The organism is Pseudomonas sp. MF08817, from assembly GCF_059862705.1.
On record NZ_JCBCUY010000064.1, the window covers coordinates 1 to 12,537 of the forward strand.

11 protein-coding genes and 1 pseudogene are annotated in these 12,537 nt (G+C 58.7%); 7 read left to right on the forward strand and 5 right to left on the reverse strand.

The genetic code is table 11. The annotated features are described in order from the left end of the window. The 3 genes from AC19YR_RS23860 to AC19YR_RS23870 all read left to right on the forward strand — a co-directional run. On the forward strand, window positions 1–282 hold a 282-nt coding region (locus tag AC19YR_RS23860; RefSeq protein ID WP_500600358.1), incomplete at its 5' end, for a transposase. Window positions 283–467: 185 nt separating this feature from the next. After that, window positions 468–968 carry a hypothetical protein gene (locus tag AC19YR_RS23865; RefSeq protein WP_500600359.1) on the forward strand — a complete coding sequence of 167 codons (501 nt, stop codon included), beginning with the start codon at window positions 468–470 and terminating at the stop codon, window positions 966–968. 38 nt (window positions 969–1,006) lie between these two features. Then, window positions 1,007–1,384, forward strand: a complete 378-nt coding sequence (locus tag AC19YR_RS23870) for a hypothetical protein (RefSeq protein WP_500600360.1) — start codon at window positions 1,007–1,009, stop codon at window positions 1,382–1,384. 519 nt (window positions 1,385–1,903) lie between these two features. On the opposite strand, the gene AC19YR_RS23875 is transcribed toward AC19YR_RS23870, so the two are convergent. Genes AC19YR_RS23875 through AC19YR_RS23885 form a run of 3 tightly spaced genes read right to left on the reverse strand, consistent with a single transcriptional unit; the run spans window position 1,904 to window position 6,443 of the window. Further along, on the reverse strand, window positions 1,904–3,298 hold the full coding sequence (locus AC19YR_RS23875; protein WP_500600361.1) for an efflux transporter outer membrane subunit: 1,395 nt from the start codon (window positions 3,296–3,298) through the stop codon (window positions 1,904–1,906). Window positions 3,299–3,305: 7 nt separating this feature from the next. After that, window positions 3,306–5,273, reverse strand: a complete 1,968-nt coding sequence (locus tag AC19YR_RS23880; RefSeq protein ID WP_500600362.1) for a MacB family efflux pump subunit — start codon at window positions 5,271–5,273, stop codon at window positions 3,306–3,308. After that, window positions 5,274–6,443: an efflux RND transporter periplasmic adaptor subunit gene (locus tag AC19YR_RS23885; RefSeq protein WP_500600363.1), complete on the reverse strand. Its 1,170-nt coding sequence runs from the start codon at window positions 6,441–6,443 to the stop codon at window positions 5,274–5,276. It lies immediately after the preceding gene. Window positions 6,444–6,995: 552 nt separating this feature from the next. Between AC19YR_RS23885 and AC19YR_RS23890 the strand changes: the two genes are divergently transcribed. The 4 genes and pseudogenes from AC19YR_RS23890 to AC19YR_RS23905 all read left to right on the forward strand — a co-directional run bounded on the left by AC19YR_RS23890 (window position 6,996) and on the right by AC19YR_RS23905 (window position 10,839). Beyond that, a complete protein-coding gene (locus AC19YR_RS23890; RefSeq protein WP_500600364.1) occupies window positions 6,996–7,427 on the forward strand; it encodes a response regulator in 432 nt (143 codons plus the stop codon). A 207-nt stretch (window positions 7,428–7,634) separates the two neighbouring features. Continuing rightward, window positions 7,635–8,261 carry a response regulator gene (locus AC19YR_RS23895; RefSeq protein WP_500600365.1) on the forward strand — a complete coding sequence of 209 codons (627 nt, stop codon included), beginning with the start codon at window positions 7,635–7,637 and terminating at the stop codon, window positions 8,259–8,261. Then, window positions 8,262–10,070, forward strand: a pseudogene (locus AC19YR_RS23900) (transporter substrate-binding domain-containing protein); the annotation flags it as partial. A 208-nt stretch (window positions 10,071–10,278) separates the two neighbouring features. After that, entirely contained in the window at window positions 10,279–10,839 is a 561-nt protein-coding gene (locus AC19YR_RS23905; RefSeq protein ID WP_500600366.1) for a hypothetical protein, read from the forward strand. Window positions 10,840–11,054: 215 nt separating this feature from the next. Here AC19YR_RS23905 and AC19YR_RS23910 read toward each other — a convergent pair whose 3' ends face one another. Beyond that, window positions 11,055–12,062 (reverse strand): replication initiation protein, encoded by a 1,008-nt coding sequence (locus AC19YR_RS23910; RefSeq protein WP_500600367.1) that lies wholly within the window; start codon window positions 12,060–12,062, stop codon window positions 11,055–11,057. A 366-nt stretch (window positions 12,063–12,428) separates the two neighbouring features. Beyond that, the coding region (locus tag AC19YR_RS23915) for an IS3 family transposase (RefSeq protein ID WP_138762977.1) at window positions 12,429–12,537 on the reverse strand (109 nt) is incomplete at its 5' end.

Below are 12,537 nucleotides of genomic sequence, written 5' to 3' on the forward strand. Positions count from 1 at the left end.
CGCACGATGATTTGGTCGATTGCCGCGCGTCCCAGCAGCTATAGAAAGCACGGAAAAAAGAGTTTGATCGGGCGTATGCGACGCAAGATCGAATACGCCAAAGCGCAGGTGCGGGCCAAGGTTGAACATCCCTTTCGCGTGATCAAGCGCCAGTTTGGCTACACGAAAGTACGCTTTCGTGGCTTGTCGAAAAACATCGCCCAACAGACAACCTTGTTCGCATTGTCGAACCTGTGGATGGTGCGAAAACGGTTGTTGAATGCGGGAGAGGTGCGTCTGTAATGCGGGCTGATCGCCCTGAAACAGCACGATCAGAGGAAAGAGCCGTGAATTAAAGACAAGAAAGGTCTGTTTTTCGGCCGACTTGGATTTTTTGAACCTCAAGCAGCGAGGGCCTCAAAAATCGGTGGGTACTTCAGACCTTCCTTAAGGACGACCGCCCCCAAAAACGCAGTATGGGCACTATCATGCGCCTTAAAGATCATCCTGACGTAAAAATCCTTTTCCGCGATCAAAGTGCATCCTTCATGAAAAATTATTCAGATGAGGAAAACGCATCTGTAGAGCAAGAACTCCGTACATTTTGGGAACGTCCCGATTGGGGCGGTGTGAAATACCAGGCCCTCGGTTTTCGTAAATTCCCCTCAGTCCAAATGGGTGGCTACAAAGGTCAATCTACTTTTGTCGAAATAACCCGTCCCAGTTATTCCCCCATTTACGAATGTGCGTGGGACGAGGAGTACTTTTCCAAAGCAGAAAAAAAACGTGCTGGCTGCTTACCCCCGACACTGGACTACGGCTATATCGCCTACGTCAAAGGCGACCCTGACGCCAAGGAAGACACCCCCAACTTGCTGCTCTACGTGATGCAAAACTCCGAGGATGCACCCGACGGCAAACCGACTATTGGCAAAGATGAACTAAAGAAAATGGCCGACACCATCGCTGCGTCAATCAAGCGCCGTTAAGTGAGACACCGCAGCGTGCTACTGCAGAAGACGCCCCCGTGCGCATAAGCGCCTTCAAGCCAGCGCTGCGGGCATGGACGTTTCGCGCCTGCCCTGATTTTGGCGAGGACGTGAAAGGAGTTCCGCTGGACCCCTCTATCACCATCCAGAAAGGTGCAGGCATGGGGCTCAAATTAACCCGTGCCTTCCCGGGTGAAAGCCAGGGGAAAGTGGAAAACGTTATCAGCAAGCGCCTGATCCATCGCATCGGCAAGGCGATCATGACCAAAACCCTATTTCACGCTTACATCGTGCTGCCGGTTCATCCTGAAGGGAGCGGGCTGGATAGCCCGGCCATCGTTACCCAAGTGCACTTTCGTCACGCCTCCGAAGATAAGGAACTACGGCGTTTTTTTGCGTTATCAACAAACGGTTGATAAACGCCGTGCAATACGAGCGCCCGCGCATTACCCCAACGCACCTGTCGGCTTCTCCCGTGGCGCCGCTGAGGCGCGGGTGTTTTGCAATTGGGTGCAAAGGTTCTGCGGTGGGGTGATTGGTGAAGCCAAGGTGAACCTGCGTTTTCTTGGCCTGTTCGGTACCGTGGCTTCCGTGGGACTGGCCGACTCAGCAGCCTGCTGTCGCAGGTCACCTTGAATGATATGTACGAGCAAGCCCCTACAGCTGAAAGCCGCATGCACACGCAGATGCAGCATTACTGGCGTTGGCGGGCGAGCAAGCGCACTGAGGTGCAGTGCAAGGCTTTGCACAGTTGGGCCAACACCAATGAGCAAGTGTGTTTGACGAGGACCATGACGCCTTGGCGCTGATCGATGTCGCCGCGCAGCACCTGGAGGCGCTGGGCGGGGCGCTTGCCCGGTGGCTTGCGCCGTTGCGTTGAGGTTGCTGTGTCGAGGGGCGCAGGCGCACGCGAGGGCGAAGCCGCCGACAAGTGGCTACAGGTTCGTGTCGTACTTGCGCCAGCCCCCGCCTAACGCTTTGTACAGGGCGATGCTGGCCTGCATCCGTTGCAGGCGCAGTTGCACGTTGAAGTCCTGGGCGCTGTAGAGGGTGCGTTGGGCGTCGAGGACGCTCAGCAGGTCTTCGGCGCCGGCCTGGTAGCGGCTTTGCGCGATGCGAAACGCGGTTTGGGCCTGGCGCAGTTCTTCTTCCTGCCATTGGCGTTGCTGGTCGAGGCCGTCGATGCTGTTGAGGGCTTTTTCGACGTCGGCCAGGCCGTTGATGATCGCGCCGCGATAGCTTTGCAGCAGTTCGTCCTGCACGGCACTGGCGCGGTCGCGTTCGGCGCGCAGGCGGCCGTTGTTGAACACCGGCGCGACCAGGCCCGAGGTCAGGCTGTAGAGCGGGTTACGCAGGGTGTCGGCGGCGTGGTCGGCCGAGGAGCCCAGGCTGGCGCCCAGGGTCAGTTTGGGCAGCAGCGCGGCGCGGGCCACGCGCACGTCGCCCTGGGCGGCGGCGAGCAAGGCTTCGGCGCGGGCGATGTCGGGGCGGCGGGTGAGCAGGTCGCTGGGCATGCCGGCGTCGATGCTCGGCCAGCTCAGGTGGGCGAAGGTTTCGCTGTCTGCGCCCAGGCTTTGCACGGGTTGGCCCAGCAGCGCGGCGAGGGTGATGCGGGCGTCTTCGGCCTGTTGGTGCAACTGCGGCAGTTGCCGCTGCTGGGCAGCCACCAAGCTGTTTTGCTGGACCAGTTCCAGGGCGGTGGCCGAGCCTGAGTTGTAGCGGGTTTGCACCAGGTTGAGGACGCTGTGCGCATTGGCCAGGTTCAGCGCGGCGATCTGCTGTTGCTCCCGCGCCGCGAGGACTTGGGCATAGCGGTCGGCGACGCTGGAAAGCAGGGTCAGCTCGACGGTGGCGTGGTCGAACTCGCTGGCCTGCACGCGGCTCAGGGCGCTGTCGCGGGCCGCGGCGTTGGCGCCCCAGAAATCCACCTCGTAGCTGGCGCTAAGGTTGGCGCTGAAACTGTTGGCACTGGCGCTGCGGCTGTCATCGCCACGGTTGCCGTGGATCAGTTTGCTGTGCCCGGCCTTGAGGTCGGCGTCCAGTTGCGGCAGCAGCGGGGCGCCGGCGATCACCGCTTGCGCCTGGGCCTGGCGCACCCGCGCCGTGGCGGCGGCGACGTCGTAGCTGCCCTGTTGCGCCTGTGCGATCAATTGGTTGAGCCGGGGGCTGGAGAACCCTTGCCACCATTGGCGGTTGTCCTGGCTGCTGGCCTGGGCCGTGGCCGATTGCCAAGCGTGCGGGGTCGGGAGGCCGCTGTCCGGGCGTGGCGCCGGGTGGGTGCAGGCGCCGAGCAGCAGGGCGGCGGCGAGGAGCGTGAGGTGCGCTTTCATCGGGAACTCATTCACTGGTAAGGGCCGTGACCGGGTCGAGCCGGGCCGCTTTGCGCGCTGGCATAAAGCCGAACACCACGCCGGTTATCAGGGCGCAACTGAAGGCGCTGAGCACGGCGGGCAGGGAGAAGGCCACCGCCACTTCGGCCAGCACCAGGGCACCGCCGACCAGCAGCGCCAGGGCGATGCCGGTGAGGCCGCCGACCACCGAGAGCATCACCGCTTCGGTGAGAAACTGGCGCAGGATGTCGCGCTGGCGCGCGCCGGTGGCCATGCGGATGCCGATCTCGCGGGTGCGTTCGCGCACGGTCATGAGCATGATGTTCATCACGCCGATGCCACCCACCAGCAGGGAAATCGCCGCAATGGAGCCGAGCATCAGCGACAGGGTGTTTTGCGTGCGCGCTTCGGCCTGGATCATGGCGGCGTTGTTGGTTAACTCGTAGTCGCGCTTGCCGTTGTGCATGCGCAGCATCACCTGGTCGATGGCGGCTTCGGCTTCCTTGACCTTGCGCGCGTCGGCGGCGGCGATCACCACGTACTCTGGGTTCTGGGTGCCGAACAAGCGGATACTGGCGGCGGAGTAGGGCACGGCGATGCGGTCGTCGGCGTCCTGCTCGCCGGAGCTGGCGCCTTTTTCCGCGAGCACGCCGACCACTTGGAAGGGTACGTTTTCGATCAGGATGTACTGGCCGATGGGGTCGGCGATGCCCTTGAGCAGTTTGTCCCGCACTTTTTTGCCGATCACGGCGACGGCGGCGGCGCGGTCTTCGTCGGCCTGAGTGAAGTAGCTGCCTTGCACCACCGGCCAGTTGAAGATGGCCGGGAAGTGGGTGTCGTTGCCGCCCACGTAGCTGGTGTGGTCGACATTGCCGTAGCGCACGCCGGCTTCGGCGCCGTTGACCGGCATTATCATGTTGACCTGGGGCAGGGCCTTGAGCGCGGCGACGTCGTTGAGGCTGACGATGCCGGCGGGCGTGCGCGGGTTGGGCGACAGGCCACTGAGGTAAATGATGTTGGAGCCGAAGGCGCCCATCTGCGCCATCACCTGGCGTTTGCTGCCTTCGCCCACAGCGAGCATGACCACCACCGAGGCGACGCCAATGACAATGCCCAGCAGGGTCAGGGCGGTGCGAAAGCGGTTGATCCACATCACTCGCCATGCGGCTTGCACGGCGTCGAGCAGTTCGCCTTTCCAGGCGCCGTTGGCTTCGCTGCCTTCGCTCAGGCGTTTGCGCAGGTCCACTGCTTGCAGTGCGCCACGGTTGACGGGAGTGGGCGGTTGGTCGGCGGCGCTGTCGCTGATAATCAGGCCGTCGCGGATTTCGATGATGCGCTTGGCCCGGGCCGCGACTTCGCGGTCGTGGGTGATGAGGATGACCACGTGGCCCTGGCTGGCCAGTTCGTCCAGCAGGCGCATGACCTCGGCGCCGCTGTGGCTGTCGAGGGCGCCGGTGGGTTCGTCGGCGAGGATGATATGGCCGCCGTTCATCAGTGCCCGGGCGATGGACACCCGTTGCTGCTGGCCGCCGGACAACTGGTGCGGGCGGTTGCCGGTGCGCGTGGCCAGGCCCAGGCGTTCGAGCAGGGCGCTGGCGCGGGCGTGGCGTTCGGCGGCGGGCGTGCCGGCGTAGATGGCCGGCATTTCGACGTTTTCCTGGGCCGACGCCGAGGGGATCAGGTGATAGCCCTGGAACACGAAGCCGAAGGCCTCGCGGCGCAGCCAGGCGAGTTCGTCGCTGCTCAAGTGGGCGACGTTTTCCCCGGCGAAGCGGTATTCGCCCGAGGTGGGCCGGTCGAGGCAGCCGAGGATGTTCATCAGGGTGGATTTGCCGGAGCCGGAGGCGCCGACGATGGCGACGAATTCCCCGGCGTGGATGCGCATGTCGATGCCGCGCAGCACTTCGACCAGGGGCGTGTCGTTGCCGCCGTAGGCTTTGCGGATATCGCGCAGGTCGATCAGGGGCGTGTGCATTCAGCCTCCGCTGCCGGTGGCGGGGCCGATGAGCAGATGCTCGCCTTCGTCCAGGCCTTCGCGGATTTCCACCCGCAGGCGATCGCTGATGCCGGTGCGCACCGGGCGGGTCTGCACCTGGCCGTTGGCGGCGACGACCCGGGCGCTTTGGCGGTCGCTGCCGGGCAGGCTGTCCAGGGCCGCAATCGGTGCGGTGAGGACGTTGTGGGCGCGGCTGGCGACGAAGAATACCTGAGTGGTCATTTGCGCCATCAGCGCGTTGTCGCCGTTGTCCACGTCCAGCAGCACGGTGTAGAGCACCACGCGGCCACTGCCGCTTTTGCTGCTGTTGGGGCTGCCGCCGCCCTGGCCGGTCTGGTCCAGGGGCATGGGCGGTACCGGCAGCACTTGGCGCACGGTACTGGTCCAGCGCCGCGTGCCGCCGCTGAGGGTGGTGAAGTAGGCGTGCATGCCGGGTTTGACGTGGCCGATGTCGGCCTCCGAGACCTCGGCCCACACGGTCATCGGCGACAGCTTGGCGATGCGCAGGATCAACGGCGTCTGCTGCTGGGCGTTGAGGGTCTGGCCGGCGCGGGCGTCGAGGGCCACCACCGTGCCGGCCATCGGCGCGTAGATGCGCGTGTAGCCCAGCTCGGCTTCGTCGCTGCGCAGGCTGGCCTGGGCCTGGCGGATCTGCGCGCGGAACATGTCGATGCGCGCCTGGGTGGCCTTGAGTTCGGCGCGGGCGGTTTGCACGTCTTCTTCGCGGGTGGCGCCGCCGGCGGCGAGGTGTTGCTGGCGCTGGTATTTCTGTTTGGCCAGTTCGTTCTGCGCCTGTTGTTCCTGCAACTGGGCTTGCAGGTTTTGCACGGAGAAGCGGCTAGCGTCGAGTTTGGCCTGTTGGGTGGCGGGGTCGATTTCCACCAGCAATTGGCCTTGCTCGACCGCATCGCCGACTTCGACATGGATCTTTTTGATCTGCCCCGAGGCTTGGGCGCCGACGTCCACGTAGCGCCGTGGTTGCAGGGTGCCTAGGGCGGTGACGCTGTTTTCCAGGTCGCCGCGGGTGACCTGCACGGTGCTCAGTTTGTCTCGCCCCGGTGGTAGCAAGGCCCAGGTGGCAGCGGCGATGGCGGGGATCAGCAGGAGCGTGGCGAGCAGGGCGTGGCGGGTGCGTCGATGGCGTTTCATGCAGGGTTCCAGCCAGAGAGAGTCAACCCGTTGCCGCTCTTTGCCCGCCATGACACCCGCGTGGGCGCGGTTGAGGGCAACCGGCGCCGCAGCTGTCAGTACGACGAGAGAACACAGCGGGAATTGAAGGGGGGCGCAACCGTCCGTGGCCGACTTTCTCAGGGTATTGGCAGGGGGAAGGCTGACAGCGTTTTAAATCTACATGAGAATCACTATAAATTAGAAGCCACTAAACTGCCATCCTCGATCCGTTGTTTCGGTCAGGCTTCCCGCTGGTAAACGAGTATCGCGAGCGGCTGCGCTTTCTCAATGCCTGGCCGGGCCATCTGCCGGCAGCTTGGTGGTCAATCTATCGTCAACGCTATGAAACATTGGCGCGCGCGCCTGCGAATGCACGGGCAGCGCGGCTGAGCTGAAGATCGGCATGGGATTGTTCCTGTTGATTTTTGGGAATACTCCTACATCAAACGAGTTTTCTCTCGCATAGCCTTCGGGTTCTCTGCGGCGGGCCATCATGGCCTTGCCAAAATGCCACCCCATGGTTACTCGAAGATGTTGAATAAAGCGTTACGCATTCTGATCGCCGATGAGCAGCATTTTCATCGCATGCAAATGGAGCGCTCGCTCAATTACCTGGGATATTTCCGCATTGCCCCTGTGCACTCGGTTCAGGAACTGCTGACGCTGGTGGAGTACGGGGGCGAGCCGTTCGACTTGGTGCTTGTCAGCGCGACATTGAGCGTCGACTTCGATCCGCTGGCCTTGTGCGCAGACAACCCGCAAGTCCGCCATGCCTGCATCTACCATGACCGCCACGGGCGCTTCGCCCAGGTCGGTTCGCTGTTGCGCAGCCGGGTGCAGGTCAGCAGTGCCCGGCGTCCTGAACTCGAGGCCCTGCAAAGCCTGATGCGGCGGGTCGACCCAGCAGCGTTCGTCGAGCAGTGGCCCGACGCGGCCATACCCCGGCGCACCGCATCGCGGTGATCCCTTCTTTTGTAATCCCCACCCTTAATTGATACGCAGCCCTTGCCGGGCGGGCGTCAGGGCAGGATGACCACTCGTCTGAACTGGTACTTCTGACAGGTAGGCGAGCCCCGATTCCTGGTGTATGAGTGATGGGGCAGCCCCGGTGCCGCAGCGGGTGGTCGCGGCTTAGGTGCAGGTACCCGGTGTTTGTTTTTAGGAGTTCACATGAAGAAAGCACTGGTCGTTGACGATCACCCGGTCATTCGCGCAGCAGTCAAGATGCTGCTGCAACGCCATGGGTTCGAGGTGGTCCTTGAGGCCGGCAACGGTGCCGAGGCGCTGACCTTGGCCCGCGACGAGCGCCCCGAGCTGGTCGTGCTCGATATCGCGATGCCCAAGCTCGATGGGCTGGGCCTGTTGCAACGCCTCCAGGCACTGGAGCTACCGAGCCGGGCGTTGGTGTACACCGCCCACGATCCGACCTTTTATTCCTCGCGCTGCATGCGCAACGGTGCCTTGGGCTACATCGCCAAGACCCATGACTTGGTGGAGCTGGACAAGGCCATCAGCGCGATCATGGCCGGCTACACCTTCTTTCCCCGCTTGCCCAGCAGCTCGGTGCACATAGGCCAGGTGCAGCATTCGGAGCACGAGTTGATCGAGCAGTTGTCGGACCGCGAACTGGCGATCCTGCAACGCCTGGCCCAAGGCATGAACAACAAGGACATCGCTGAAACTCTGCTGCTGAGCCCCAAGACGGTCAGTACCTACAAACATCGCCTGACCGAAAAGCTCAAGGTGGAGTCGTTGGTCCACTTGCGCGATTTCGCCAGGCGTAATGACCTCATCTAGGTGATGCGCCCGGTGCGTTGTGCACTGCTGGCCCTGATGCTGCTAGGGGCTGGCCTGGCGACGGCGGCCGAGCCGCAGTCGCTGCACTTGCTGGGCCGCTCCATGGTCCAGGACTACCGGGTCGACCTGGACGCCGCCGACCGCCGCTGGCTACGGGAAAAGGGCGTGCTGCGCTTGGGGGCTTCGGCGCCGGACTACCCACCCTTTGACCTGACCCTCAACCAGCATGACTACGAAGGCCTGAGCGCCGACTACGCCGACCTGCTGGCGCAGTTACTCAATATCCCCATCGAGGTGCAGCGCTATGAGTCCCGCGACGCGGTCATCGCGGCCCTCAAGCGCGGCGACGTGGATTTGCTCGGCACGGCCAACGGTTTTGAGGCCGCCGATCCGCAGTTGTGCATGTCCAACACCTACGCCGATGACGCGCCGACCCTGGTCACCCGCCAGGGCGATACCCGCGAGCTGCCGGCTAACCTGGCGGGCAAGCGCGTGGCGATGCTCGACCATTACCTGCCGCACCAGGCCGTGCGCGACTTCTATCCCCTGGCCAGCTTGCAACTGTACCCCTCGACCCTGAGCGCCATCGGCGCCGTGGCGTTCGGCCAGGCCGATGTTTATTTGGGCGACTCCATCAGCGCCAATTACCTGATAAACAACAACTACCTGAACAACGTGCAGCTGGCGGATTTCTCGCGCCTGGAAAGCAACCCCTTCGCCTTTGCCATGGCCCGCGACAACACGCGCCTGCAAGGCATTGTCAATGCGGCCCTGCGGGCCATTTCCCCGGGCGAGCGCATGACCATCCTGCGCCGCTGGAGCGGTGGCGGTACCAGTTTCACCGCGCGCCAGGGCTTGCAGTTCAGCACCAGCGAACAACGCTGGCTGGCCCAGCACCCCAAGGTCCGCGTGGCGGTCATCGACGACTTCCTGCCCTTGTCGTTCATCGATGAAAAGGGGGAGTTTCGCGGCCTCAGCGCCCAGGTGCTGGCGCGAATCAGCCTGCGCACCGGGCTCAAATTCGAAGTGGTAAGGGGTCGCTCCCTGGGCGCGCAAATCCAGCAGATCAAGGACGGCACGGTGGACCTGATGGCCGTCGTCACGCCCAGCCTGGAGCGCGGCGCCGATTTGCGCTTCACCCGCCCGTACCTGATTAACCCCTTTGTGCTGGTGTCTCCCGACAAGCCCGGCAGCCCCCAAACCCTGGATGACATGGCCGGTAAGCGCCTGGCGATGGTGCCGGGCAATGGCTTTACCGAACTGATCGAAGCGGGTGCGCCAGGCATTGAGTTGATTGACGCGCAGAGCCCGGCCGAGGCCATGGAGCACGTGGCCAGCGGGCGCGCCGACGCCGCGCTCAACTCGCTCATCACCGCACGCTACATGATCTCGGGGCGCTATCGCGAACGCCTGCATATCACCAGCACCGTGGGCACGGAACCGGCGCGGGTGACCTTCGCCACCGCGCGTTCGGCCATTGAGTTGCACTCGATCCTGAACAAGGCCCTGCTGAGCATTCCTCCCGAGGAAATGGACGAATTGACCAGCCGCTGGCGCAACGAAGTCACGGTGCAAGACAGCTATTGGCTGCGCAACCGCACGGCGATCTTCCAGGGTTTTACCGTGGCTGCGATCTTGTTGCTGCTGGCGTTGGGCTGGATCGCCTACCAGCGCCACCTGATCCGCAAGCGCCAGCAACTGTTGCAGCAACTGCAACAGGCCAAGGAAGCCGCCGACGATGCGAACCGTGCCAAGACCGTGTTCCTGGCCACCATGAGCCATGAAATTCGCACGCCGATGAATGCAATGAATAGATCGATTTGTAGAAAATATGCAAATACTAAAAAATCGAAAGATCGCTGTTGCGAGCATTGTTGTATATGTTGCGTTGTAAGAAACTAAATGCCATGGCTTGCAAGAAATAATCTTTGACTTGACTGATATGTGATCGAGTGATACTAATATGCCTCTATCATTTTTGCTCACTCAATATTTAATGCAACAGTAAGGATGCTTAATGAAAGCAAGTCAAGCTATCAAAGCGCTGATAGGAAAATATTCTGCGATTTGTGAAGATGATTCAGTTGAGATAGATGATGTTAATTTAATGTATCGACCGCTTTTGGATGCATTGAAGTTGCTGGAAAAGGTGACTCCAGTTACAGCAGATGAAAGTTTAAATATCGAAACATACACGAAAGTTATGCAGTTTATTTCGGTAGCTTATGTAAATGATTTGAGGAATGGAATCAAACAAAACTTTAAGCTCGACGATGCGGATAATGATTCGCTATTTAATATATTGTATCTCCCACAAATTATATTCTTCCAAGATTTTTTCAGTGCGGCAATCGCAAATAACGATAACGCTAAAAAAATGGCGGGAATGATTTTTGAGTATAATCGAGTTTTATCTGATAATACTTATCAATTGGAGAAAGATGAGCAGTTAGAACGTATCATGCAAAAAATAACTTTTGGCGATAGCGCTATGCCCGTAGGTCGCCTAAGCGCCGTCAGAACAGAAGCTGTCATGATAAGCTACATGACTACATTCTACCTACTTAAAAGAAAGTGATACCCAAACTATATTGATTTAGACAAGTATTAGTTGGATGTTGCCTGTGTAATGGTGGAGCCGGAACATAAAAATCGTGTATATATTGCCGCCTTGAATGGGCGGTTTTTTATTTTCCGAAATTTTTTCTATGAGGCGGGGTAAATCCTCGCCAAGATACTCCCCCTACGGGGCTATTATCCCTGATATAGTAAAAGTGCAACTTTAGTGCCAAATTACAAACCACTCACCTCAATTAGACCTTGGCTTTTCTTCCTGTAATACGTTCTGCGGCTCATATTCATTTTCTCCCAAGGCTTATTTTGTGCCTCTATCGGACGTTCCGCATCCACATTATGCTCCTTTCTATAATAGTAAGTCCGTTTCGGTATGCCTTCTTCTTCCCAAGGCTTGCCATCTACATAAATGAGATTGGCCGAACTTTTCTGCCTCGACTGTTTAGCCCTCTCGCTTTTCAACTCGTTAAGCCTTTCTATGGAGAAGTTACGACTTATAAAGCGATAGACGCTACCAGCAATGGTTTCAACCTCTCTGCGCCCTAATTGACATTCAAAGTTATTGAATTGCTCCGCCTGTTCATGGATCACTGATTGTAGCTCTGCGGGGGGATGGTGCTGCCAATTGCTATATGCCCAGACTCGCAGATTGTCGAACAGAGTGCAGTTCCTACCAGATGCAAAACCATCCTCTATTTTGTTCTTCCTTTTAGCTTCACGTTGTTTTTTGACGAGATCTTTATCTACAAATTCGTTAAGGTAGTCCAGGTCATAAGGTTGATCAGCAAACGATAGAACCTTAAAGGCAGATGAATTAAACGGATTCTTGGTCAGCAAGCCATTATAATTCATGTCTGCGCCCACTCTGACAGCAATGCCGTGCTCCACGTCAGAACAGTATTTGAGAGGCTTTAAACGCCCGCTCACGTCGGTTTTGACGGATCTATTTAGAATGTAAGTCATATGCGAACGACCATTATCCAAATTTCTTACTATCAGGTGCGGCGGTGGCAAGCCTTTATCTGTCCAGTCCAGCACACTGGTATCACTGTCCAAATCCAGAATAATGAAATACTTATGTGTTAGTGAGTTTGGTTGTAGATAGGTAGATTTAAGGGCTGACTTTAAAGAGCCTACCTGTTTACCGAAGGTGTAATTATTCGTATGGTATGGCTTGGGTGGAAGTTTTGACTTGTAAAGCTCAAGGGCTGTTTGTGTATCACGCATATTCTCCTCTAAAATTTTTATTATTTTTAGGAGAAGATTACGTTTTGCCCTTGCTACTTTATTCTTAAATGTTAAACTGAATAAGCAAACTGGTAATGTAGAAATTAAATAGCTTGGCGGCCTGTAATCTCTACTCCTTTATATAAACTAACATTTACCCCTTAAAGTGCAACTTTTAAGGGGTTTGTTTTTACATTATTTCAATTGCTGCGGCCTGATTATCATTTTCTTAACTTCGTGGGCCTTGGGGCTATTGGGGAAAAGCTCTTGATATTTATCCAATGCAGTTAGCTGACTATCCAGCTCAGTTTCAGCAGCCTTGGTATATTTTCTCTCCTTAGTTTTATCTGAATCGCCCCGGGTTTCCTAGACACTCTCCAGGCTCGCTGCGTAACGCTTTTCAAACTCTACCGGTGACAGCTGATTGTTGAAACTGTGGCGTCGTTTTGGGTTGTAAAACATCTCGATGTAATCG